The following is a 24,165-nucleotide window of genomic DNA, read 5'->3' as shown; positions in this document are numbered from 1 at the left end:
CACGGCCCGCGGTGCTCGGGGACCCGTCAGCCGGTGGCGGTCGCGGCGCCGACGCGCGTCAGCGCCTCGTCCCAGGGCAGCGGGGTGGCGACGACGGCCCGCAGCGCCCGGATCTGGCGCGGCGGCAGCCCGGCGGCGAGCACGCCGACCGCGCGGCCCTCCCGGCCGTAGACCGCGAGGACGCGGCGTCCGGGCCGGTCGAGCACCGGGGTTTCGATGCGGTCGGCCCCCGCGGTCGGCCCGTACGCCTGGATCTTGAGGTCGTACTGGTCGGACCAGAAGTACGGGACCGGGGCGAACGGGCGGCGCTCCTGGCCGTCGGCACCCTCCGCGGCCAGTTCGGCGAGCAGGTTGCGGGCGGCGGCCATGCCCTGTTCGGTGGCGTTCATCCGGTGCTCGATGCGCAGTGGCCGGCCGTGCACCGGGTGCTCCCAGCGGGCCACGTCGCCGGCGGCGTAGATGCCGGGCGCGGCGGCGCAGTACGCGTCGCAGCGCAGCCCGTCGGTGGTGTCCAGGGCCGGATCGTCGCCCAGCCAGCCGACGGCGGGGGTGGACCCGATGGCGAGCAGCACGGTGTCGGCGGGCAGCCGGGTGGCGCCTTCCTCTCCCTCTCCCTCTCCCACGGCGGCTACGCCTCCGCTGACGGGGGCACACCCACTGACTACACCGCCCTCGCCGGAGGGACCCTCACCGGCTGCGCCCCCACTCGCGGAGGCACCCCCGTCGGCCAGCCGGACCGCGCCTACGGTGACCCCGTCCCCGAGTGCGTCGAAGCCCTCCACCACGCCGGTGCGCAGGGTGACCCCGTGGGCCCGGTGCTCCTCGGCGAGCAGTTCCCCGACCGCGGTGCCGACGGCGGCGGCCATGGGTACCGGGTCGGGGCCGACGAGGGTCACTTCGTGCCCCAACTCCCGTGCCACCGCGGCCGCTTCGCAGCCCAGCACCCCGTTGCCGACGATCACCAGGCGGCGGCCGCGGTCGGCCAGCCGGCCGCGCAGCGCCAGTGCGTCGTCGAGGGTGCGCAGGGTGTGGACGCCGGTGAGGCGTTCGGCGCCGGGCAGCGTACGGGCCGCGACCCCGGTGGCGACGATCACCCCCGCGCAGTCGAGGCGTTCGCCGGTGTCCAGGGTGAGGGTGCGGGCGGCCACGTCGAGGCCGGTGGCCCGGGTCCCGAGCCGCAGGTCGAGACCGAGCGGGTCGAGCTGGTCCTTGGTGCGCAGCAGCAGCCGCTCCGGCTCCCAGGTGCCGTGCAGCAGCTGTTTCGACAACGGCGGCCGGTCGTACGGGAGATGGCGCTCGTCACCGATGAGCGCGAGCGGACCGGTCCAGCCGAAGCGGCGCAGCGCCTCGGCCGCGGCGAGGCCGGCCGCGGACGCGCCGACCACGGCTATCGGGCGGCTGGTCATGAGTGGACCTCGATGACGGCGGCCGGGCAGATGGCGGCGGCCTCGCGGACCGCGTCGTGCTGGTCGGCCGGCGGTTCGGCGTCGAGCAGCACCACGACGCCGTCCTCGTCACGCTGGTCGAACACCTCGGGGGCGATCAGCACGCACTGGCCGGCGGCGCAGCACTTGTCGGCGTCGAGGGTGATCTTCATGGTCGGTCTCCGTGGGGGTGGGTGAGGTTGGGGGTGAGCGAGTGAGGTGGCCGGGGTGTCGGGTGGGGCCGGGTGGCCGAGTGGCCGAGTGGCCGGTCTACCAGGTGACGGGCAGGGCGTGGCAGCCATAGATCGACATGTCGGTACGGAACGGGATCTCCGCGATCGGTACCGCGGGCCGCATCGTCGGGAAGCGGCGCAGCAACGTGCCGATGACGACCTGGAGTTCGACCCGGGCCAGCGCCTGGCCGAGGCACTGGTGGATGCCGTACCCGAAGGCGACGTGGTGCTGGGCGTTGGGGCGGGCGATGTCGAGCCGGTCGGGTTCGGGGAAGACGGTCTCGTCGCGGTTGCCGGAGGGGACGGCCGCCACGACGCCCTCGCCGGCCCGGATGAGGTGCCCGCCGACCTCGACGTCCTCGGTGGCGACCCGGCGGGGGCCGTTGCGGATGATGCTGTGGAACCGCAGCAGTTCCTCCACGGCACCGCGGATCAGCGCGGGTTCCTGGCGCAGCCGCTCGGCGGTCTCCGGATCGCGCATCAGCGTCAGCGCGCTCAACCCGATCATGTTGGCGGTGGTCTCGTGCCCGGCGATCAGCAGCAGGGCGGCGAAGGCGGTCACCTCGTCGTGATTGATCTCGCCGGTCCGCTGCTGTTCGACGATCAGCCGGCCCAGGATGTCGTCGCCCGGCTCGGCCTCCTTGACGGTGACCAACTGGTCGAGGTAGTGGCGCAGTTCACGCCGGGCGGCCTCGCGGTCATCGTCGGTGACGGTGCGGGAGAGCAGGGTGCCGGTGAGCCGCTGGAAGACCTCGTGGTCGTCGTAGGGCACGCCCAGCAGCAGGCTGATGACCAGGGACGGGACCGGCAGCGCCAGCGCCTCGATCAGGTCGACGCCGCCCTTCTCGCGGCCCTCGGCACGTTCCATCGCGTCGCAGAGTTCGTCGGTGAGGCGCTGGATCTCCGGGCGCAGCGCCTCGACCCGCTTGACCATGAACTCGCGGGTGACCATGCGTCGCAGCCGGGTGTGCTCGGGCGGGTCCATACGGATGAAGCCTCGGTTGTGGGTGCTGCCGCCGCCGGTCATCCCGCTCCGCGGATAGCCGTGCACGGTCGTGTCGGAGCTGAAACGGAGGTCGCCCAGAACGGCCCGGATGCCGGCGTAACGCGTCACGAGCCAGGCCCAACTTCCGTCCGGCAGACCGATCTTGGAGATCGGTTGGGTGGCGCGCAGGGCACCGAACTCGGCCGGCGGGTCGAAGGGGCAGCCGCTCGGGGGCTCGACGGGCAGCGGCGCCGGGGCGGTGGAAAGTGTCATTGCGCTCATCTCATTCATCGTGCGTGTGCGCGCACGCCGCCAGGGGGCGTGCGTCATGAGCCGAACGTTCGCCTAACGACTGTAAACTTACATGCGTAATACACGGGTACGCGGGTCGGGGTCAGGTGAGCGGCGGGATGAGGGATCCGGGGAGGGTCCGAGGAAGGGTCCAAGGAGGGGGCGGAGGAAGGGTCCGAGGAAGGGGCGGAGGAAGGGGCCGCGGACGGGGCGGAGGAGGGCCTGGAGGAAGAGAGGCATGACAGCGCCTCAGAGGAAAGCACCTCAGGGGAAAACGCCTCAGGGGATAGCGCCCCGGGGGAAAGACCCTCTGCTAGCGCTCCAACAACAACTGCAGCATCTCGTCGACGAAACGGTCCAGTCGGCGGGCGTCCTTGCGGCTGGGCATGACCTGCCAGAGCATCACCCGGCCATGCACGGCCGACCACAGCACGTACGGTGCCTCCGAGCGCGCGCCCCGCACCCGCCAGCCGGCATCCTCGCAGGCGGTCAGCGCCCGCTGCCAGCTGCGCACCAGCAGCCCGGCGGGGTGGCCGGCCAGCCGCTCGGGACCGACCGGGGTCTGCCGGGTCTCGTACAGCAGGCGATAGGTGGCCGGATGGGCGACGGCGTAACGGCAGTAGGCCCGCAGCTGGGCGCGCAGCCGCGCCACCGGGTCGTCCTCGGCGGCCCGTTCGGCGGCCTCGGCCATCGCCGCGGCCAGCCGCTCGTAGCTGACCTCAAGGGTCGCCCAGACCAGCTCGGTCTTGTCGGAGAAGTGCCGGTAGATGCTCGGGGCGGCGACGCCGGCCTCCCGGGCGACCGCCCGAAGCGACAGCGCGTCCTCACTGCCGACCTGCTCCAGGAGCCGCTCGGTGGCCCGCAGCAGTTCCTCCCGCAGGCGCTCGCCCTGCCCGCGGGGGTTACGGGCCCGGACGGCCGCACTCTCGCCCACTGCCCTGCGGCCCCCTTCCCTTTCCCTGCGCCTGCCGACGGGTGTATGACCAGGGTTTCATACCTCTGACCAGGGTTTCACACCACGGCCGGCCGGCCTCACCGCCCCATCGTCAGCCCGTCCTCCGCGGCGCCCCGGCTCAGCACCGCCGCACCGATCCGCCTCCGGACGTCGCGGTGCGCGCCGGTCCGCGCGAGGTTCCGCACACGGACCTGCGGGCCCTGCTCGGCGAGCTGCGGAACGTAGGCGGCCTCGGTGACCCGCCAGCGACCGCCGGGACGCTCGGGCGGCGCGAACCGGAAGCGGGCGAGGGTGCCCCAGTTGCCGCGCGACTGCCTCATCACACCGGAGACCTGGTCACCGAGGCCGTAGACGACCCAGGTGCCGTTGACCTTCTCGTACGGCTGCGGGGTGTGCGCATGGGTGCCGACGATCAGGTCGATGTCGGGGCGGCCGTCGGTCTCGGCGGCGGTGAGCGCCCGGGCCAGCGCGAGCTGCTCCTCGTCCGGGGCGGTCCGGTACTCGCTGCCCCAGGCCGGGCTGACGACCACGACATCGGCACCCGCCCGCCGGGCCGCCCGCGCATCCTCGATGATCTTCTCCTCGTCGAGCAGGTTCACCGCCCAGGGCGCACCGTCCGGCGGTCCGCCGCCCTCGACGCCGTCGGTGTACGACAGGTGGGCGACCCGCGCCCCGCCGGGGGCCCGCAGCAGCGCCGGACGGGCGGCCTCGGCGGCATCCCGGGCCGCGCCGGGATGCCGCAGCCCGACCGTGTCCAGCGCGTCCAGGGTCCGGCGGATACCGGGCAGTCCCTGGTCGAGGACGTGATGGGAGGCGGTGCCGCAGGAGTCGTAGCCGGCGGCCTTGAGCGCGGTGGCGATCTGCGGCGGTGACTGGAGGAGCGGATAGCCGGTGAACGGCCCGTCGAGCGGACCGAGCGGCGCATCCAGATGACACAGCGCCACATCGGCGCCGGAGACGACCGGCACCACGCCCTTGAGCATCGGCCGGAAGTCGTAACCGTCGAGGGGCGCGTCCTCCTGCGCGGTGTCGAGCACCTCGGGGTGCGTCGGGATCACGTCCCCCGCGGCGACGAGTGTGAACGGCCGCGGGGCGACGGGCTCGGCGATGGGTGCCCGCGCGGGCGGACGGGCCTCCATGCCCGTCCGTGACCCCGAGCTCGACGCTTCCCCGCCGGGGCCGGGCCGCGTGGCCGGCTGCCCCTCCCCACAGCCTGCGGCCAGCGCGACGAACAGCGCCACGACCAGCGCGCCCACCGCGTATCTCCGGCTGGCTACCCGATACCGCCCATAAGCCCTCATACCCGACAGATATCAAGCCGGTTGCCCGAGCGAGTGCCGGTTTAACGCTATGTCGACTCCACTCCCCCGGATGGGGGCTGCGCTTGGCTGCCCCCCACGTACCTGGCTGCGGCGCCGTCGGGAGGTGCACGCCGGTGCGCTTTGCGATCTCCCACGTACCTGGCTGCGGCGCAGCGGGTCGTCTCGTCGTTGTGCGCTTGCGGCGCCCCGCACGTACTCGTCTGCGGCGCCGCGGTTGTTGCTCGCCGTTGGCACCTTCCACGCCCTTCAGGCAGTGGGGGAGCAACGGCGAGAAGAACCCCGGCGCCGCAGACAGCTGCGTACGGGCCCCGCAAACCGCAACGGCGGGAAAGCCGACTACCTGGGAGGTAATCGACCCACTCGCCGCGGCCTGGAAGCGTGGACCGCGTCACCCGGCCCCTACGCCACCACGAAAGGCAGTCCCATGAGCGCGTTCGCCATCGCCCACCTCCGCCCCGCCGCCCCGCACCCGGACATCGCCGAGTACCTGGAGCGGATCCAGTCGACCCTGGACCCCTTCGGTGGGCGGTTCCGGGTGCACAACGCCCAGGTCGAGGTGCGGGAGGGCGAGTGGCCGGGCTTCGTCGTCGTCATCGAGTTCCCCGGCATCGAGGAGGCGCGGGCCTGGTACGACTCCCCGGCCTATCAGGAGATCCTGCCGCTGCGGACCCGGCACATCGAAGGCGACTGCGTCCTGGTGCCCGGAGTCGCCGACGGCTACGACGCCTCGGCGACCGCCACCGCGCGGAGGACAGCCGCCGGGAGGGGGCCGGCCGCCGCCTGAGGGGCCTCCCCCGCTCGTGAAGTCCCGGCGTCGGAAACGTCTTGTCCCGCCACCGTCCCGGCATCGCGCTGCCGCTAGAGTCGACTACGACGGTCAGCTGTAACAGTGCTGGTGAAGCCGCTTCCGCAGGGTTCCGGGGGCCGCCGCCCCGGGGGGAGGACGAAGAGTCGACATGAGCCGCCGTTCCCATGGATTAATGGCCGTCTGGGCCGAGGCGCAGCGCCAGCAGCAGCGCCGGGAGGAAGCCCAGCGCCGTGCGTACGCCCAGGCGCAGCGCGAACAGGAACGGCAGGCCCGGGACGCCGAGCGGGCCATGGCGCGGCTGCACCGGGAACGGCAGGCGGCCTACCGGCAGCAGCGCGAGGCGGATGCCCGCCGCCGGACCGAGGAGCTGGAGGCGCGGGTCGCCGCGCTCACCGGCCTGCTCGCCGACGGCTGCCGGGCCCCGGCGTTCGGCGCCGCCGCGCTGCTGCGCCCCGAGCGCATCGAGGAGTTCGCTCCGGGCGCCCTCGCCACCCCCGTACCGATGCCCGACCCGGCCCGCTATCAGGCGCCCTCCGGCAGCGGCTGGCACCTGGGTGCGGCGCGTCGGGACCGCGCCCAGGAAGAGGCCCGCGCCCGGTACGAACAGGACTGGTACGCCGCCCAGGCCGCCGAACACCAGCGGCAGAACCAACTCGCCGCGTACCGGCGGCAGTACGACCAGTGGGCCGCCGGCACGCTGGAGGAGATCCGGCGGCACAACGCCGGCATCGAGGAGCTGCTGACCGGCCTTCGTAACGGCGACGCGGAGGCCGCCGTCGAGTACTTCTCCGCCGCGCTCTACGCCTCCACCGCCTGGCCGGAGGGGTTCCCCCGGCGGGTCGCCGCCGCCTACGACCCGACGGGCCGCCAACTCGTCCTGGACTGGGAGCTGCCCGGCTACGCCGTCGTCCCGGAGACCAAGGCCGTCCGGTACCAGGCCACCGCCGACCAGGAGAAGGAGACCGCCCGGCCGGCCGCCCAGCGCCGCGCGCTCTACCGCGACGTCCTGGCCCAGAGCATGCTGCTGGTCCTACGGGACCTCTTCGCCGCCGACACCTACGGCGCGCTCGACTCGGTGGCGCTCAACGGCTTCGTGGACGACGTCGACCCGGCGACCGGCCGGCCCGCGCAGGTGTACCTCGCCACCGTCATGGCCCCGCGCAGCGCCTTCGACGCCCTCCACCTCGACCGGGTCAGCGCGGTGGAGTGCCTGACCGACGGCCTGCGCGGACAGCTGGCCGCCCGCCCCGACCAGCGCTCGGCGGTACGACCCGGACGGCTGCCGGGCGACGTCGGCGGCACCGGCGCCGTCGTCTCGCACGGCGGCGAGGCCGAGCCGGACCTCTACGAGATGGACCCGATCGCCTTCGAGAACCTGATCGCGGAGTTGTTCCGGGCGATGGGCATGCAGGCCGTCACCACCCAGCGGTCCGGCGACGGCGGGGTGGACGTGGACGCGCTGGACCCCGACCCGATCCGCGGCGGCAAGATCGTCGTGCAGGTCAAGCGGTACCGCAACACCGTCCCGCCCACCGCGGTCCGCGACCTCTACGGCACGGTCCAGGCCGAGGGCGCCAACAAGGGCGTCCTGGTGACCACCTCCCGTTTCGGTCCCGGCGCGCACACCTTCGCCAACGGCAAACCGCTCAGCCTCATCGCCGGCCCCGAACTCGTCGACCTGCTCGCCCGCTACGGCCTCCGCGGCCGTCTCGGCGCACCCGCCCCCGACGACGCCACCGGCCCGGTCGCCCCCGCGGGAACCAGCACCCCCGCCACCGCCACCACCGAGACGCCGGACCACAACATCCTCGGCATGACCTGGTCCGGAGAGGTGGCCCTCGACGTCTGCGCCCTGGTCTGCAAGGGGACCACCGTGCTCGACGACCACCACTTCGTCTTCTACAACAACCCGCGTACACCGGACGGTTCGGTACGGATGCTGCCCGCCACCGCCCCCGACCGGGCCGCGGTGCAGGTGCACTTCGAGGGGCTGCCACCGGACGCCGACCGGCTGGTACTGGTCGCCGCCGTCGACCCCCAGGCCAACCCCGATGCCGACCTCTCCGGCTTCACCGACGCCCGGATCCGGCTGCTCGACGCCGCGGGGGAGGAACAGGGACGGCTGCCGGTCTCGGACGGTCGGCGCGGCGAGACCGCACTGGTCCTCGGTTCCTTCCGGCAACGGCCGGGCGGCGACTGGGACTTCGTCCTCGGCGGCAAGGGCTACCCCGGCGGCCTCACGGCCCTGGTCCAGCAGTACGGCATCGAGGTCGCCTGAGGCCGTCTGAGGCCGCCTGAGCCGAGCACGCGGCACCTGGCACACGGCACACGGCACACGGCACACGGCACACGGCACCCTAGGCTGCCCTCCCGTGCGCGAGAGCTTCGGTACGGCCGAACCCCACGTCCTACGCCCGCCCGCCCCGACCGGCCCGGCGTCGAGCGCTGGGCCGGTCGGGGCGGGAGCCGGCGGCCGGAGCCGAGGAGACCGGGCGCGGGCGGCCGCCCGGTGTTGCCGCGCACGCCTGGTGTGCGCCCGACGCCGGCGCCCCGCCTACCGCCCGCCGGCGGCGGCCTTCGTCCGCCCCCTGGGAACGGACCGGCACCGGGCGCCCGGTAGCCGTACCGTCAGCTCTGCCACAACCGGGTGAGCACGGCGTTCACCGCGTCGGAACGCTCCTGGTGCGGTGCGTGGGCGGCGCCGCTCACCTGGACGTGGCGGGCGCCGATCACCTCGGCGAGGTACTCCCCGCAGGCCGCCAGCGCCGCGCCGGTGAACTCCCGGTACTCCGGATGCGCGGACTCCCAGGTCCCGTTGATCACGACCTTGGGCAGCGTGGCGGCGGTCAGTGGCCCGAGCGGCAACTCCGCGTCCCATACGGGCCGTTCGTGCATCGCCGACCGTACCGCGCGCAGTTTCCGCGGGGTCGGCTCGGGCATCGGCAGGCCGTACGGCTCGGTGGAGACCCGCAGATACACCTCCGGGTCCATCGCCGTGGCGTCGAGCGCACCGTACGCCTCCCGGATCCGCCGTACCGCGGCTGCCACGGTGGGGTGCCGGGCCGCGGTGCGCAGCGGGCTCGGCTCGATGAGGGTGAGCGACTGCACCGCTTCCGGGCGCGCCGACGCGGCCAGCATCACGGCGGCCGCACCGTATGAATGGCCCACGAGGTGCGCCCCGTGGCCGAGGAGCCCCAGGACGTCCTCGGCGTCCGTCTCGTAGTCGCTGCGGGCGATGTCCGGGCTGTCGCCGTAGCCGCGCCGGTCGATCAGTTCCAGCCGGAACATCTCGGACAGCGGCCGCTGTCCGGCGAAGCACTCCGTCCCCCAGGTCATGGTGCCGTGCACCAGCAGCACCCGCGGCGCCCCGGGCGTCGCCTCGTCCCACACCGTCACATGAACCGGCTCCCGCTCCCCAAGCGCGCTCATGCTTCCGACCCTAGAGGCTGTCCGGCCTCCGATGGCCGGATCCGCCCGTCACAATCCGGCCAGTCCGGCCAGTATCTGAAGCTCCGTCAACTGTGCGGCTCCGCCCGGCACATCGCCGTGCGCGGCACACCACAGCGCGCTCTCCACCCCACGCGCCACCGACCAGGCCAGCAGCCGTTCCGGCTCCTCGTCCAGCGCCTCTGCGACCTGCGCGTAGCGCTCACGCAGCACCGGGCGGGGGTCCGCGTACGCGAAGGGATCGTCGATCTGCAGCAGCAGCGGGGCCGGGTCGTACGCCGGGTCGCCGACCATCGGCTTGGCGTCGATGACCAGCCACGGGCGGCGCTCCGCGGCCAGCACGTTGCCGGGGTTGAAGTCACCGTGCACGACGACCTCGCGGCGGGCGGACCGCGGCAGTTCGCGCAGCAGCCGCGCGCCGAGCGCCACCAGACCCGGGTCGTAGCCGGGCCGCAGCCGGTCCATCCGCTCCTCCAGGAGCCCGGCCCATTCGGCGCACACCGCGTCCATGCGCTCCAGTTCGCCGTCGGGCGGGGCGGGCGCTGACCACAGGTCGCGCAGCAGGTCCGCGGCGAGGCCGAGCCGCTCGGCGGGCGGCAGCGCGGCGTCACCGAGTTCGGTACCGGGCCGGCACCGCTCGATCAGCAGCGCCCCCAGCTCGGGCGCCCGGCGCAGCAGCCGTACGGCGCCGCGGCCGTTCCAGGCGTGCAGGGCGGGCCCCTCCCCGTCGGCCTCGCGGTGCGGCCAGGTGACCTTGAGGACGGCCGGTGACCCGCCGGGCAGTTCGGCCGGCGCCACCCAGGAGCAGCTGCCCCCTTGGAACGGCGGCCCGAGCCGCACCTCCCAGCGCCGCTCCAACTCGCCGACGATCCCCGGCAGCCGCGCCAGCCAGTCCCGCCCGGAGGCGGTGCGGCGCATCTGGGTGAGCATGGGGAGGCCGTCGGGAAAGCGGGTCATCTGCGCATGCTATTCCGCCCACGTACTTGGCTTTCCCGCCGCGGCGGCTTCTCGCCGGTGCGCTTTGCGGCGCCCCCGTACGTGGCTGTCCACGGCGCCGCGGGTGTTGCGCGCCGTTGCGCGCTTTGCGGCGCCGCAGACAGGTACGTGGGAGACACTGCAAAGCGCACCGGTGAGCAACCCCCGCGGCGCCGCAGCCAAGTACGTGGGAGGCACCCCCAAGCGCACCGCAATGCGCGCAGCCCCTCACCCCCAATATGGCTCCCGCAACTCTCGTTTGAAGAGTTTGCCGGACTCGTCGCGTGGGAGTTGCCGTTCGAAGACGACGGCCCGTGGGACCTTGTAGCCGGCGAGGCGCTCGGCGACGTGGGCGCGTACCGCTTCGGCGGTGAGCCGTACGCCGGGCTCGGTCTCCAGGTGGGCGGCGAGGGCCTCGCCGAACTCCTCGTCGGGGATGCCGAACACCGCGGCGTCCCGCACCCCGTCCAGGGTCAGCAGCGCGGCCTCGATCTCCGCGGGGTAGATGTTGGCGCCGCCGGAGATGACCATGTCGTGGCGGCGGTCGCTGAGGTAGAGGTAGCCGTCCTCGTCGAGATGGCCGATGTCGCCGATGGTGACGTAGCCGGGCAGGGCCGGCGCTTCCATGGCGGCGCGCTTGGCCGGGTCGCCGAGGTAGGTGAACTGCGGCCAGTCCTCGGACGGTTTGAGGTAGATGTCGCCGGTGGCGCCGGGCGGCAGGGGCTGCCCGTCGGGGCCGAGGACGGCGACCCCTCCGGTGCCGCTCGCCCGGCCGACGGTGCCGGGGTGGGCCAGCCACTCCGCGCTGTCGCACCACGTCACCGCGCCGGTCTCGCTGCCGCCGTAGTACTCCCGGAGGACCGGTCCCAGCCAGTCGATCATGGCGTGTTTCACATGCGGCGGGCAGGGTGCGGCGGCGTGCACCACCGAGGTGAGCGACGACAGGTCGTAGCGCTCGCGGACGTCCTTGGGGAGCCTCAGCAGCCGTACGAACATGGTGGGCACGACCTGTACCTGTTCGATGCGGTGCCGCTCGATCAGTCGCAGGAACTCCTCGGCGTCGAACCGCGGCATCAGCGTGATGTCCAGGCCGGCGGCGAGCGCGAGGACGGCGTGCTGGCTGGGGGAAGCGTGGTAGAGCGGCGCGGGGATCAGCGTCCGGCCGCGGGGCGCCACCGCGAAGTACTCCAGGAACCGCTGCACGGCCTGGTCGAGCCGGTCCGGTGCGACGGGGGCGCGCAGAACTCCTTTGGGGCGCCCGGTGGTTCCGGAACTGTAGATGACGGTGGGCGGGCGTTCCGCGGCGGGCCGGTCCAGTGGCTCGTGGGCGGCCAGCCACTCGTCGAGCAGCGGGTGCGCGCCGGTGGGCGGGGGCGCGGTGAAGGCGCAGGCGGCCGCCACCCCGGCGGGCACGACCACCTCGACGAGGCGGACGTCCTCGGGCAGGACGGCGGCCACCCGGTCCAGCAGGTCGGTGTGGACGAAGACGACCTTGCTGCCGCTGTCGGTGAGGACGTGCCGCAGGTCGTCGTGGCGGAAGTGCCAGTTGACCGGGACCGCGGAGGCGCCGAGGAGGGCGGCGCCGGTGGTGATCTCCAGGTGCGCGGGCTCGTTGCGGAGCACCACGGCGATCCGGTCACCCGGCTCGACTCCTGCCTGGCGTAAGCCGGTTGCGATGCGGGCGGCACGGTCGGCGAACTCCGGGTAGCCGCGCTCCAGCCCCGCGCAGCGGATGGCGGGGGCACCGGCGGCGGGCGGGGCGACGGCTTCCATGGGACCTCCAGTGGGTGCGGCCGGGCGGCTCATTGAACAGCCAACGGCGGGGGGTGCACCAGGGCACCGCGGCGCAGGGCGCAGCGGCGGGACGTCTGACCGTACGCATCTCGGCCAACCACCCCACGGCCGCTTTGGTCCGAGCAATGAGGCTGTGCAGACCCCTCGGGCCGCTTTCGAGGGCCCACTTGCCTCCAGTGCTCCGATGTTTGTGGTGTCCGGGGTCTTCCGGTCGCGGGGTGGGGGCTGCACCATGCGGGAGGACACGGGAGGCGCGCGCCCGGTTCGCCGACGGGACCAACGGGAGGCGCGCGCCCGGTTCGCCGACGGGACCATCCGACCCGAGGGAGCGAGCGATGCACAGCCGCACGAGACCGTTCCGGAGACTGGGAGTCGTGGTGGCGCTGGCTGCGCTGCTGCTGGCGGCGGGCGGCCCGGGGTCCGCCGCCGCCCGCCCGCCGCGGCCCGCCGAGGGACCCGGGACCAACCATGCTGCCGACGACCCGTTCACCGCGCCCCGCACCGCGTGGTGGCGCACGGACCGCTTCGGGATGTTCATCCACTTCGGCGCGTACTCGAACCTGGAGGGCGAGTACACCCGGCCGGACGGCACGGTCTGCCGCAATGCGGAGTGGATCGAGCGGGAGTGCGGCATTCCGCGGGCGGGGTACGAGCAGCAGGCCGCCACCTTCAACCCGTCCGGCTTCGACGCCGAGGCGATCGTGCGGGCCGCAAAGGACGCCGGGCAGCGCTATCTCGTCATCACGTCCAAGCACCACGACGGCTATGCGATGTGGCCGACCCGGCAGAACACCTGGAACCTGCGGGACCACTCCGCGTTCGACAAGCGCCGCGACATCCTTGCCGAGCTGAAGCGGGCCGCCGACGCCGCCGGCATCAAGCTCGGGTTCTACTACTCGATCTGGGACTGGCACGATCCGGACTTCGCCAACCCGGCGACCTTCCCGCGCTACAAGGAGCGGATGTACGGCCAGCTCAAGGAGCTGATCGAGAGCTACGACCCGGCGCTGCTGTGGTTCGACGGCGAGTGGGACGCGGACCGCCCCACCAACCGCTGGTCCCGCCGGGACGGCGCCGAACTCCAGGCGTATCTGCACCGCCTCAAGCCGGGCCTGATCGTCAACAACCGGGTCGGCAAGCGGGAGGTGGTCGACGGTGACTTCGGCACGCCGGAGCAGGAGATCCCCGCGGGGCCGGTGGACGGCCAGCTGTGGGAGAGCTGTATGACGCTCAACGACCACTGGGGGTACGCCCGTTACGACGGCAACTGGAAGTCGTCGGCGACCGTCGTCCGCAATCTGCTGGACGTGGTGAGCCGGGGCGGGAACTACCTGCTGAACGTGGGGCCCGACCGGCTCGGACGGATCCCGCAGCCGTCCGTGGAGCGGCTGCGGGAGACCGGCCGCTGGCTGGCCGCGCACGGGCAGGGCGCCGCGGTGTACGGCGCCGGGCACACCGGGCTGGTCGCCGCCCCGTCCTGGGGCGCGGTCTCCCGGCGCGGCGACGAGTTGTACGCCTCGGTCACCTCCTGGCCCGCGGCCGGTGCGGCCCTCCACCTGACGGCGCGGGTGCCCTTCCGGATCACTGCGGCCCGGATACTGGGCAGCGACCGGCCGGTGGCGGTGGTCCGGGCCGGTGACGGCTATGACCTCACCCCGTCGGGTCCGGCCCCCGGTCCGTCGGCGAGCGTCCTCCGACTGACGATCCGGCCGCCGTCCGCGGCGCCCGCCGGCACCGGCACCGGGCTGACCGCGCAGAGCTGGGCGAACGATTCCTTCACCGGCCCGCCCGCGGTGACCGGCGTCGATCCGACGGTGAACAAGGCCTACCGCTTCGACGGCTCACCGGACCCCGGCATCCCCGCGGATCACTTCAGCACCCGTTGGACCGGCTTCCTCCAGCCGCGCTTCGACGAGACGTACACGCTGACCACCGTCTCGGACGACACCGTGCGGCTGTGGCTGGACGGCCGGCTGCTGATCGACAGCACGACGCCGCACGGCCCGACGGTGGACAAGGCCACCGTCCCCCTGAAGGCCGGCCACCGGCACCGCATCCGGATCGAGCACACGGAGCGGACCGGTGAGGCGTACCTGAAGCTGCTGTGGTCGAGCCCGGGCCAGTCCCAGCAGATCGTGCCGCAGCGCCGGCTCTATCCGGGCTGATCCCCGAACTTCTGTCCGGGCTGACCGGCCCTCTGTCCGGGCCGGCACCGGCCGCGGCCCGCGCATCGCCGGTGCCCCGCCGTCGCGCGCGGCCCGGCCGTCGGCGGTGCCGGATCGGGCGTCGGCCCTGGCCCTGGAGGGTGCTACCCCAAGGGTCAGGGCCGACGTCCGAGCGGTCAGTCGATGCCGCGGAAGATGTGCGGCTCACCGGGATCGTCGTCACAGCCGGCCAGCCGCACCGGCCCGCAGCGGTCCCAGACTTCGAGGTTACGGACTTCCTTGATCCGACCTGGTCGCTCGCCGCCCTGCTTCAGCCGGGGTTGCTTGGGTTGAACCTTGTGCACAGCCACCACGCACTCCTTCATCGAGGTATTGGTCCGACGCGGTGGCGCCTTGCTTCACAGAGCGGGAAGTCGGCCAAGGTTTGTGGCGTTCCCGCGACGGGCCAATGGTGTTGGCGTCTCCCAGATAGGTCGTCCGTCGACCCCCAGGTTAACTACGGCGCTCGCGCCGCGCTCGACGTTTTCCGGCGAGATGGTCATGTCGTGGGAAGGCGGGAATGGCGCCCCCTTGGGAGACCGGGCCGACGCGGCGGTGATGTGATGCACGTCATACACCCGAACGGCTCTCAGGTTGCTGCATTTGCCCCGATCCGTACGCTGGAGGGTGACGGGAGCCTGACCGCGCGGACGGAGTGTTCCCGGGTGCGGGGCGGCAGTGCTACCCATGGGCGGGTGGCATGGTTTACGGATTCCGGTTACTGGCTCGGCCGGCTGGTCTTCCAGCGGATGCTGGCCGTTCTCTACCTGGTCGCGTTCCTCGCGGCGGCACGGCAGTTCCGGGCGCTCATGGGGGCGCGCGGGTTGCTGCCGGTGCCCGAGTTCGTGGCGCGGGTGCCGTTCCGCTTGGCGCCCTCGGTGTTCCACTGGCGCTATTCGGACCGCTTCTTCGCGGGCTGGTGCTGGACGGGCGTGGCCCTGTCGGCCGCGGTGGCGGCGGGCGCCGCGGACGCCGTACCACTGGGGGCGTCGATGGCGCTGTGGGCCGTGCTGTGGGCGCTGTACCTGTCCATCGTGAACGTCGGGCAGACCTGGTACAGCTTCGGCTGGGAATCGCTGCTGCTGGAATCGGGCTGTCTGGCGGTGTTCCTCGGCAACGCCGACACCGCGCCGCCGGTGCTGACCATGTGGCTGCTGCGGTGGGTGCTGTTCCGGGTGGAATTCGGTGCCGGCCTGATCAAGATGCGCGGCGACCGCTGCTGGCGGGACCTGACCTGCCTCTACTACCACCACGAGACCCAGCCGATGCCCGGCCCGCTGAGCTGGTTCTTCCACCGTCTGCCCCGACCCCTGCACCGGGTCGAGGTGGCCGCCAACCACGTCGCCCAACTCGCCCTGCCCGTCCTGCTGTTCACCCCCCAGCCGATCGCCGGCTGGGCCGCCGCCGCGATGGTCGTCACCCAGCTGTGGCTCGTGTTGTCCGGCAACTTCGCCTGGCTGAACTGGGTGACCATCGCGCTCGCCGCGTCCGTCGCCGCCCCGCTGTGGGCGCAGCCCGGCACCCCGCTGCCCGCCCCTCCCCTCTGGTTCGAGGTCCTGGTCCTGATCGCCACCGCCGGTGTCGCCTGGCTCAGCTACCGGCCGGCCCGCAACCTGCTCACCCGCCAGCAGATGATGAACACCTCCTACGAGGCGCTGCATCTGGTCAACTCCTACGGCGCCTTCGGCAGCATCACCCGGGTCCGCCGGGAGATCGTCATCGAGGGCACGGCGGACGCGGCGACCGGGCCCGGGACGACCTGGCAGGCGTACGAGTTCCACGGCAAGCCGGGCGATGTGCGGCGGCTGCCGCGCCAGTTCGCGCCCTACCACCTGCGGCTGGACTGGCTGATGTGGTTCGCCGCGCTCTCCCCCGCCTATGCGCGGTCCTGGTTCCTACCGCTCGTGGCGCGGCTGCTGGAGAACGACCGGGACACCCTGCGGCTGCTGCGCACCAATCCGTTCCCCGACCTCCCGCCGGCCCGGATCCGGGCCCGGGTCTTCCGCTACCGCTTCACGACCTGGCGGGAACTGCGGGAGACCGGAGCGTGGTGGCATCGCACCGAGGAGCGGGAGTTCCTGGCTCCGATCGGGCGGTCAGCTCTGTCCGGAAGGCGATGACCATGGCGCGGGCATGGCGCAGCCCTATGCGGGCGAACTCCTCCTCCAGCTCGGCGAGTTCGGCCAGTGTCTCGTCCAGGTCGCGGCCGAGCCGGGCGCGGGACTTGGCCAGCCCCAGCCGGGACAGTGCCTCCCCGCGCGGCTCCTGCATCGCGCGGAACTCCCCCAGCGAGAGGGTGTAGGTCTCCCGGGCCTCGGCCCAACGGCCGGCGCGGTAGAGCACGTTGCCGCGCATCTTGTGGTTGTAGGCGAGCGCGCTGGCCAGGTCCATCCGCCGGCAGACCGCCTCCGCCTCGGACAGCAGCGCCAGCGCCCGCTCGGTCTCGCCCCGCACGGACAGCACATCGGCGATCCCGCGCAGCGACCAGGCGCGGCCACGCGCGTCGTCGCCCTCCTCGGCTATCCGGGCGGACTCCTCGAACAGCTCCAGGGCCTTGTCGTAGTCGCCGGTGTTGCGGTGCATCTGGGCGATGCCGGACATCGCCCAGACCGTGTGCCGGGCCTCGCCGTGCGCCCGTGCCTGGGCGAGCAGTTGCTCGTGGAGCTCGGCGACCGCGTCGTAGTCGCCCTGTATGCGGCCGGTCTCGGCGAGCCCCGCGAGCGCATAGCCGTGCGCGAGGCGGTCGTCGCCGCGGTCGGCCAGCGCGACCGCGTGCGTGAGCAGCCGGCGGGCCAGCGGCAGGGTGCCGCACTGGCGAGCCAGGGTGCCGCCGCTCCACAGCGCCCAGGCCATGGCCCCGGCGTCACCCGCACCCCGGGCGCTGCGGTAGCTCTCCCGCCAGGCGGCGCCGGCCGCCGCGACCCGGCCGAGCCGCCGGTTGGCCTCCGCGACCGCCAGCCCGGCCCGGGCCCGCTCCAGCGCCGTGCCCGCCTCGGCGTGCGCCCGGCTCGCCGTGGCCAGCACCTCCTCGTAGGAGGAGTTCACGCCCAGTGCCGCGCCCAGCTCGCCCTGATATTCCGGTGCGAACGCCTTGCCGTACATCAATCCGTGACCTCTCGATCATTTCCGTGCTTGATCACGAAACTACGAGCGATCGGGGGTCCGGCGAATCACTCCACGTATGGGTCCTTCCGTACAACTGGAGTGCTACGCAAGGGGTACCTGGTCATCTTGAGGATGTAGGGGTTTCTCAGGGTCGAACCCTGAGAGGGCAGGCGGTGGGCGCCCTCTCGCGCCGTTGCACCCTGTGCAATTCGGGTTGCAGCTCTTGCCGACGCGGGCACCGCGGGCCACCCTGCTCCCATGACGGAAGCGCGCAGGGACCCGCGTACAGGGGCGGCGGCCGGAGGCGGGATCGGCCGCCGCAGGTTTCTCGGGACGGCGGCGGTGGGGGCGGCCACCGCCGCCGGTGCGGGGCCGCTGACCGGCGGCGAGGCGGCGCCCGCCCGGGCCGCACGCGCCGCCGTCCGCCGCCCGCGCGGCACCCGGCCGCTCTTCCTGGGCACGTACACCTCGAAGGAGGGCGGCGGCACCGGCATCGGGCTCGCCACCTACGACGCCGCGACCGGCCGGATCGCCGCCACCGGTGTGGTCACCGGCGTCCCCGACCCGTCCTACCTCGCCCTCGCCCCGTCCGGCCGCACCCTCTACGCGGTCGACGAGCAGCCGGAGGGCCGGGTGACCGCCCTCGCGCTGGCCCCGGGCGGACCGCCCGCCGTGCTGGGCGCGCAGTCCACCGGCGGCGCCGGCCCCTGCCATCTGTCGGTGCACCCCGGCGGCCGCTGGTTGCTGAGCGCCAACTACCTCTCGGGCAGCGTGGCCGTCCACCCCGTCGACCGGGCCACCGGTGCCCTCGGCGCGCGCACGGACCTGGTCACGCACAGCGCTCCGCCGCCCGGCCCGGGCCAGGACGGACCGCACGCCCACCAGATTCTCACCAGCCCCGACGGCCGCCACGTCCTGGCCGTCGACCTCGGCAACGACACCGTGTACACCTACCGCCTCGATCCCACGGCCGGAAAACTCACCCAGGTGTCGGCCGCATCGCTGCGGCCCGGCGCCGGCCCCCGGCACCTGACCTTCCACCCCACCGGCGACTTCGCCTATCTGGCGAACGAGGTGGACAACACGGTGGTGGTCTGCCGCTACGACCGCCGGACCGGACGGCTGACACCCGGCGCACCGCAGTCCACCGGGACCGGCCCCGGCACCAGCTATCCGGCCCAGATCCTGGTCACCGCCAACGGGCGCTACGCGTTCCTCGCCAACCGCGGCCACAACAGCCTCACCCGTTACGCCGTCACGGCGGGCGGGGCGCGGCTCGTCCTGCTGGACACCGTGCCGGTGGGCGGCGACTTCCCCCGGCAGATCGCCTTCTCCCCGGACGAGCGGTGGCTGTTCGCGGCGAACCAGAAGTCGGGCACGGTCACGGTCTTCGCCGTCACCGCCCGCACCGGAACCCTGACCCCCGCCGGGGAGCCCTTCGCCGCGCCCCTCCCCGTCTGCACGCTCCCCCTCTGAAGCGACCGGATCGTTCCGGCTTCCCGGGCGGACTCCCCTAGTCGGACACGTACGGGCGCAGGGCCTTGTGGAGGTCCGCCTCGAAGTGGGCGTAGTGGGTGCGGAGCGGGGTGCCGGGCCAGTCCGCGGGGAGGAGGGGGGCGGGGAGGAGGGGGTCGGCGAGGAGGTGGCGGAGGGCGGCCGCGGCGATGGTGAAGCGGTCGGCGAGGGTGTCGGCGCGGTCCAGGGCGGTCATCAGGGCGCGGGCGCGGGCCGCCCAGGCGTCGAGGTCCCAGAGCCGGGCGGCGAGCGCGGCCGGGTCGTCGTCGGGGGTACCGGTGAACCAGGTGCACGGGTCGGTGGCGACCGCCGGGCGGGGCCGGTCGAGGTTGGCGGGGCGCAGCCAGCTGCCCTCGCGGAGCTCGGCCATCCGGAGGCTCGCCATGGCCTGCCGCAGCGCGGTGCGTTCCGCGGCGGGGCGGCGCTCGGCCGTGGTGACGACGGCGATCTCCCAGTCCCCGTGCCAGCGGCGGGTGCGCGGCGTACGGCTCTCGTCCTGGCGGGTCTGGCGGGCCAGGAGGCGGCTGGTGAGGGCGTAGGCCCCACCGGTCTGCCGCAGGTCACCGGCGGCGACCATGCGGGAGAGCGCGACCCGGACGGTGCCCTCGGCGACGCCGAAGAGCTCGCCGACCCGTACCAGGGCGCGGGCGGGCAGGCGCGGCGGATGGTGGCCGAGGAGGGTGCTCAGCACGATCGAGCGGGCGGTGAGCGGCCGCAGGCGGTCGAGGTCGGCGGGGCGGTCGAGGTCCGCGGGGCGGCCGAGGGGGATGGGGCCGTTGGCGTTCACGGGTGGCTGGGCGTTCATGGGTGGCTGGAGTGTACGGGGCGGCGGCCGGTGGACCGGCGGCCGGTGGTCGCGGCCGGTAGCGGCGGGCCGGTGTTACATGCTTCCTTCAGGTGTACGGATTCTGTAATGTCCAGGGTATGACGGTCACCCATGAAGTCGTGAATCAGGCGCCGCCGCTGACCGGGTTCAGTACGGCGGACGAGCCGGCCCTGCTGGAGGCGCTCCGGCGGTACGGCGCCGGGTGGGGCGAGCCGGAGGTGACCGCGCTCGGGGCGCTGGCCGGTTCGGCGGCGGTGCAGGACCAGGCCCGCTGGGCGGAGCAGCAGCCGCCCCGGCTGCACACCCACGACCGGTTCGGGCACCGCGTCGACGAGGTCGAGTTCCATCCGGCCTGGCACCAGCTGATGACCGTGGCGGTGGAGCAGGGCCTGCACGCCGCGCCGTGGGCGGATGACCGGCCGGGGGCGCATCTGGTGCGGGCCGCGAAGTTCTACGTCTGGTCGCAGGCCGAGCCGGGGCACGGCTGCCCCATTTCGATGACGTACGCCGCGGTGCCCGCGCTGCGCGCCGCGCCGGAGCTGGCCGCGCAGTACGAGCCGCTGCTGGCCGCCCGGTCGTACGACTTCGGGCTGCGCGCGCCGCTCACCAAGTCGGGTCTGATCGCGGGCATGTCGATGACGGAGAAGCAGGGCGGCTCCGACGTGCGGGCCAACACCACGCGGGCGGTGCCGGCCGGCGACGGGACCTACCGCCTCACCGGCCACAAGTGGTTCACCTCGGCGCCGATGAGCGATCTGTTCCTGGCGTTGGCGCAGACCGAGCAGGGGCTCGGCTGCTTCCTCGTGCCGCGGGTGCTGCCGGACGGCACGCTCAACGGGATGCGGCTGATGCGCCTCAAGGACAAGCTGGGCAACCGCTCCAACGCGTCGTCGGAGATCGAGTACGAGCAGGCGGTGGCCTGGCCGGTCGGCGAGGTGGGCCGCGGGGTGCGGACCATCGTCGAGATGGTGAACATGACCCGGCTGGACTGTGTGCTCGGCTCGGCGGCCGGGATGCGGGCGGGGCTGCGGCAGGCGCTGCACCACACCGCGCACCGGCGGGCGTTCGGGCGGGAGCTGGACCGGCAGCCGCTGATGCGCTCGGTGCTCGCGGACCTGGCGATCGAGTCGGAGGCGGCGACGCTGCTGGGCCTGCGGCTGGCGGCGGCGGTGGACGGGGCGCAGGCCGGGGACGCGCAGGAGGCGGCGCTGCGCCGGCTGGCGCTGGCGGCCGGCAAGTACTGGGTGTGCAAGCGCGGCAGTGCGCACGCCGCGGAGGCGCTGGAGTGCCTGGGCGGCAACGGCTACGTAGAGGACTCCGGCATGCCGCGCCTCTACCGGGAGGCGCCGCTGTTGTCGATTTGGGAGGGCTCGGGCAATGTCGCCGCGCTGGACGTGCTGCGGGCGCTGGGCCGGGAACCGGACGCGCTGGACGCGTTCTTCGCCGAGGTGGAGCAGGCGGCGGGCGCCGACCGGCGGCTGGACGCGGCGGTGGCCGGGGTGCGCAAGCTGCTCGGCGAGGCGTCCGGTCCGGAGCGGGCGCAGCTGATGGCGCGTTCGCTGGCGGAACGGATGGCACTGGTGCTGCAGGGTTCGCTGCTGGTGCGGCACAGCGATCCGGCGCTGGCCGATGCGTTCTGCGCGACGCGGCTCGGCGGGGAGTGGGGTCATGCGTACGGCACGCTGCCGGCCGGTGCCGGTCTGACGGCGATCCTGGAACGGGTCCGGCCGTGGACCCCGGACGCGGCGGACAGGGGCCCGGCGGCAGGGAGCGCCGTTGGCGGGGGCGCGGCCTGATGTCCGTACGGGTGGAGCGCACCGGTCCGGTGACGACGGTGGTGCTGTCGCGGCCGGACCGGCGCAATGCCGTGGACGGCACCACCGCCCGCCAACTCGCCGAAGCCTTCCGGGAGTTCGAGGAGGACGACGGGGCGCGCGCGGCGGTGCTGTGGGGCGCGGGCGGCACGTTCTGCTCGGGCGCCGACCTGAAGGAGGTGGGCACCGAGCGCGGCAACCGCGTGGCGGCGGACGGCGACGGGCCGATGGGGCCGACCCGGCTGCGGCTGAGCAAGCCGGTGATCGCGGCGGTGGCGGGCCATGCGGTGGCCGGGGGACTGGAGCTGGCGCTCTGGTGCGATCTGCGGGTGGCCGAGGAGGACGCGGTCTTCGGGGTGTTCTGCCGGCGGTGGGGCGTGCCGCTGATCGACGGCGGTACGGTGCGGCTGCCCCGGCTGATCGGGGCGGGCCGGGCGATGGACCTGGTCCTGACCGGCCGGCCGGTGCCGGCCGCGGAGGCGCTGGCGATCGGGCTGGCCGACCGCGTGGTGCCGACCGGGACGGCCCGCGCGGAGGCGGAAGCACTGGCCGCGGAGCTCGCCCGCTTCCCCCAGGCGTGTCTGCGCAGCGACCGGGCGTCCCTGCTGGACCAGGAGGGCCGGGACGAGACGGCCGCGATGGCCGCCGAACTCCGTTACGGTCAGGCGGTGCTGGCCGAGGGGCGTCAGGGCGCGGCGCGCTTCGCCGCGGGCGCGGGACGGCACGGCGCGCCGGCCGGGGAGCCCGGAGTCCCCGGTGGCCCGGGCGGCTCCGCTCCGTAACCCCTTGCCCTGAGCGTCACACGGCCAGGAGGATGACGCCGTGCCTGCTGCGACCTTCACCGCGCCCGACGGGACCGAGCTCGCCTACCACGTGCTCGGCGAGGGCGAACCCCTGCTCTGCGTGCCCGGTGGTCCGATGCGGGCCTCCGCCTACCTCGGTGATCTCGGTGGGCTGTCGGCGCACCGGCAGCTGGTGCTGCTCGATCTGCGCGGCACCGGCGCCTCCGGTGTCCCGGCCGACCCGGCCGGCTACCGCTGCGACCGGCAGGTCGACGACGTCGAGGCGCTGCGCCGTCACCTCGGCCTGGAGCGGGCCGCTCTGCTGGCCCACTCGGCGGCCGGCGACCTCGCCCTTTCGTACGCGGCACGGTATCCCGAGCGGGTCCGTGCGCTGGTGCTGAGCAACGCGCGGGGCCGGGCGGTCGGCGTCGACTTCACCACCGAGCACCGTCTGGAGGCCGCGGCGCTGCGGAAGGACGAACCGTGGTACGAGGCCGCGTACGGCGCGTTCGAGGCGGTCTGGGCGGGCACGGCGACCGACGAGCAGTGGGACGCCGCCATGCCCTTCTTCTACGGGCGGTGGGACGCGGCCGCACGGGCGCACGCGGCGGCCGAGGTGGCGCAGACCAACGAGGAGGCCGCGGAGCACTATGCGTCGGCCGGCGCCTTCGAGCCCGCCGCCACCCGTGCCGCGCTCGCCGCGCTGCGGGCTCCGGTGCTGTTCCTGGCCGGTGAGCGGGACGGCGGTCCGCTGCCCCGGATCGCCGCCGCCATCGCCGGGTTGCTCCCCACCGCCGAGCTGACCGTCCAGCCGGACGCCGGCCACTTCCCGTGGCTCGACGACCCGGGCTTTTTCGTGCGCATGGTGGAGGCGTTCCTCAGCCGGGTGTGAGGGGCCCGGCGCGTTCTTCGGTCGGTAGGCACTCTTGAGCGTGCGGGCCGGCCCGTGTTCCGTACGGCCACCGCGCCTCCCACCCCCGCAGCCACCCCCCGCCCGGCGATGCCCCTCCTTGCGGTTCCGGAGTTCCCGGCACCGGGGGCGTCACCCGGAAGGCCGCGGTGCGCCTCCGGCAGTGAAGCGCACCGACCGTTGTTGATCACCTGTGGCGGCCCGCGTACCGTCGCCGTTCATGACCGACTTGACCGACCTCACCTATCCCGAGGTGGGTGCCACCGTGCGCTCGCCGCTGCCGCCCGGCTACGACCACCTCCACGAGGAGCTGCCGATCGGCCGGGGCCGCGCGGTGCTCGCCGCGGCGGGCGAGGCCATCACCACCTTCCGGATGCACCGGGCCGCGGGCACCGGCATCCGGTCCGATGCGCCGCGGGCCGCCCCGGGGGTGGCCGTGGAGGTCTCCCTGGGCATCGGGCCGCTGCGGCTGCGGGCGCCCTGCCGGGTGGTGTGGACGGCGGACGAGGCGGACCGGATCGGCTTCGCGTACGGGACCCGGGAGGGGCATGCCGAGTGCGGTGAGGAGGCGTTCCTGGCCGAGCTGCGCGCCGACGGCACGGTGTGGTTCACGGTGACCGCGTTCAGCCGTCCGGCGCAGCCCCTCACCCGGCTCGCCGGCCCGCTCGTCCCGGTGTTCCAGCGGGCCTACGTCCGTCGCCTCGGCCGCACCCTGCGCCGGCTCGCCAACGGCTGACGGAAGGCGCCGCGTCCGCTTTTCTCACCGCGTGACGCC

Annotated in this window: 20 protein-coding genes; 9 read left to right on the top strand and 11 right to left on the bottom strand. The window is 73.8% G+C overall.

All coding sequences use genetic code 11. From position 1 onward, the window contains the following. Positions 1 to 26: 26 nt before the first annotated feature. The 5 genes from AB0G35_RS09975 to AB0G35_RS09955 form a co-directional block, all read right to left on the bottom strand. The gene (locus AB0G35_RS09975; RefSeq protein ID WP_360946589.1) at positions 27 to 1,406 is read right to left on the bottom strand and encodes an FAD-dependent oxidoreductase; all 1,380 of its coding nucleotides are present in this window, start codon (positions 1,404 to 1,406) and stop codon (positions 27 to 29) included. Next, positions 1,403 to 1,597: a ferredoxin gene (locus AB0G35_RS09970; protein WP_360946586.1), complete on the bottom strand. Its 195-nt coding sequence runs from the start codon at positions 1,595 to 1,597 to the stop codon at positions 1,403 to 1,405. Before AB0G35_RS09970 ends, AB0G35_RS09975 begins: the two co-directional genes overlap by 4 nt. A 97-nt stretch (positions 1,598 to 1,694) precedes the next feature. Next, a complete protein-coding gene (locus AB0G35_RS09965; RefSeq protein WP_360946583.1) occupies positions 1,695 to 2,924 on the bottom strand; it encodes a cytochrome P450 in 1,230 nt (409 codons plus the stop codon). A gap of 322 nt (positions 2,925 to 3,246) precedes the next feature. Then, on the bottom strand, positions 3,247 to 3,867 hold the full coding sequence (locus tag AB0G35_RS09960; RefSeq protein WP_360946581.1) for a TetR/AcrR family transcriptional regulator: 621 nt from the start codon (positions 3,865 to 3,867) through the stop codon (positions 3,247 to 3,249). Positions 3,868 to 3,965: 98 nt separating this feature from the next. Beyond that, on the bottom strand, positions 3,966 to 5,189 hold the full coding sequence (locus tag AB0G35_RS09955; RefSeq protein ID WP_360946578.1) for a CapA family protein: 1,224 nt from the start codon (positions 5,187 to 5,189) through the stop codon (positions 3,966 to 3,968). Between the two features lie 445 nt (positions 5,190 to 5,634). Between AB0G35_RS09955 and AB0G35_RS09950 the strand changes: the two genes are divergently transcribed. Together AB0G35_RS09950 and AB0G35_RS09945 are read left to right on the top strand one after the other, a co-directional pair. Then, complete coding sequence (locus AB0G35_RS09950) at positions 5,635 to 5,994, top strand: DUF1330 domain-containing protein (RefSeq protein ID WP_360946576.1); 360 nt, start codon at positions 5,635 to 5,637, stop codon at positions 5,992 to 5,994. Between the two features lie 196 nt (positions 5,995 to 6,190). Continuing rightward, entirely contained in the window at positions 6,191 to 8,296 is a 2,106-nt protein-coding gene (locus AB0G35_RS09945; protein WP_360946573.1) for a restriction endonuclease, read from the top strand. Between the two features lie 350 nt (positions 8,297 to 8,646). Here the strand turns inward: AB0G35_RS09945 and AB0G35_RS09940 are convergent, their stop codons facing one another. The 3 genes from AB0G35_RS09940 to AB0G35_RS09930 all read right to left on the bottom strand — a co-directional run bounded on the left by AB0G35_RS09940 (position 8,647) and on the right by AB0G35_RS09930 (position 12,213). Next, positions 8,647 to 9,447 (bottom strand): alpha/beta hydrolase, encoded by an 801-nt coding sequence (locus AB0G35_RS09940; RefSeq protein WP_360946570.1) that lies wholly within the window; start codon positions 9,445 to 9,447, stop codon positions 8,647 to 8,649. Between the two features lie 48 nt (positions 9,448 to 9,495). Beyond that, positions 9,496 to 10,422 (bottom strand): aminoglycoside phosphotransferase family protein, encoded by a 927-nt coding sequence (locus AB0G35_RS09935; protein ID WP_360946567.1) that lies wholly within the window; start codon positions 10,420 to 10,422, stop codon positions 9,496 to 9,498. A gap of 246 nt (positions 10,423 to 10,668) precedes the next feature. After that, positions 10,669 to 12,213 carry an AMP-binding protein gene (locus AB0G35_RS09930; RefSeq protein WP_360946564.1) on the bottom strand — a complete coding sequence of 515 codons (1,545 nt, stop codon included), beginning with the start codon at positions 12,211 to 12,213 and terminating at the stop codon, positions 10,669 to 10,671. A gap of 356 nt (positions 12,214 to 12,569) precedes the next feature. Between AB0G35_RS09930 and AB0G35_RS09925 the strand changes: the two genes are divergently transcribed. Next, on the top strand, positions 12,570 to 14,399 hold the full coding sequence (locus AB0G35_RS09925) for an alpha-L-fucosidase (protein WP_360946561.1): 1,830 nt from the start codon (positions 12,570 to 12,572) through the stop codon (positions 14,397 to 14,399). 176 nt (positions 14,400 to 14,575) lie between these two features. On the opposite strand, the gene AB0G35_RS09920 is transcribed toward AB0G35_RS09925, so the two are convergent. Beyond that, the gene (locus AB0G35_RS09920; protein WP_158744962.1) at positions 14,576 to 14,749 is read right to left on the bottom strand and encodes a hypothetical protein; all 174 of its coding nucleotides are present in this window, start codon (positions 14,747 to 14,749) and stop codon (positions 14,576 to 14,578) included. A 384-nt stretch (positions 14,750 to 15,133) separates the two neighbouring features. Here AB0G35_RS09920 and AB0G35_RS09915 point away from each other — a divergent pair, with 384 nt between their 5' ends. Next, on the top strand, positions 15,134 to 16,558 hold the full coding sequence (locus AB0G35_RS09915; RefSeq protein ID WP_360946558.1) for a lipase maturation factor family protein: 1,425 nt from the start codon (positions 15,134 to 15,136) through the stop codon (positions 16,556 to 16,558). Here AB0G35_RS09915 and AB0G35_RS09910 read toward each other — a convergent pair. Then, on the bottom strand, positions 16,452 to 17,540 hold the full coding sequence (locus AB0G35_RS09910) for a tetratricopeptide repeat protein (RefSeq protein WP_360946555.1): 1,089 nt from the start codon (positions 17,538 to 17,540) through the stop codon (positions 16,452 to 16,454). The genes AB0G35_RS09915 and AB0G35_RS09910 overlap by 107 nt on opposite strands. Positions 17,541 to 17,801: 261 nt before the next feature. Here AB0G35_RS09910 and AB0G35_RS09905 point away from each other — a divergent pair, with 261 nt between their 5' ends. Beyond that, positions 17,802 to 19,019, top strand: coding sequence for a lactonase family protein (locus AB0G35_RS09905; RefSeq protein WP_360946552.1), 1,218 nt, complete (start codon positions 17,802 to 17,804; stop codon positions 19,017 to 19,019). A gap of 37 nt (positions 19,020 to 19,056) precedes the next feature. Here the strand turns inward: AB0G35_RS09905 and AB0G35_RS09900 are convergent, their stop codons facing one another. Next, the gene (locus tag AB0G35_RS09900) at positions 19,057 to 19,863 is read right to left on the bottom strand and encodes a PaaX family transcriptional regulator C-terminal domain-containing protein (RefSeq protein WP_360946549.1); all 807 of its coding nucleotides are present in this window, start codon (positions 19,861 to 19,863) and stop codon (positions 19,057 to 19,059) included. Between the two features lie 119 nt (positions 19,864 to 19,982). On the opposite strand from AB0G35_RS09900, the gene AB0G35_RS09895 reads away from it, so the two are divergent. The 4 genes from AB0G35_RS09895 (at position 19,983) to AB0G35_RS09880 (ending at position 24,126) form a co-directional block, all read left to right on the top strand. Continuing rightward, entirely contained in the window at positions 19,983 to 21,680 is a 1,698-nt protein-coding gene (locus AB0G35_RS09895) for an acyl-CoA dehydrogenase family protein (protein WP_360946546.1), read from the top strand. Further along, positions 21,680 to 22,480, top strand: coding sequence for a crotonase/enoyl-CoA hydratase family protein (locus AB0G35_RS09890; RefSeq protein WP_360946543.1), 801 nt, complete (start codon positions 21,680 to 21,682; stop codon positions 22,478 to 22,480). The genes AB0G35_RS09895 and AB0G35_RS09890 overlap by 1 nt, the downstream gene beginning before the upstream one ends. A gap of 40 nt (positions 22,481 to 22,520) precedes the next feature. Further along, a complete protein-coding gene (locus tag AB0G35_RS09885) occupies positions 22,521 to 23,372 on the top strand; it encodes an alpha/beta hydrolase (RefSeq protein WP_360946540.1) in 852 nt (283 codons plus the stop codon). A gap of 247 nt (positions 23,373 to 23,619) precedes the next feature. Next, on the top strand, positions 23,620 to 24,126 hold the full coding sequence (locus tag AB0G35_RS09880) for a DUF1990 domain-containing protein (protein WP_360946730.1): 507 nt from the start codon (positions 23,620 to 23,622) through the stop codon (positions 24,124 to 24,126). Positions 24,127 to 24,165 lie beyond the last annotated feature (39 nt).

It is taken from the genome of Streptomyces sp. NPDC021749 (assembly GCF_040640655.1).
GTDB lineage: Bacteria > Actinomycetota > Actinomycetes > Streptomycetales > Streptomycetaceae > Streptomyces.
This window is presented reverse-complemented; position numbering and strand designations above follow the sequence as displayed.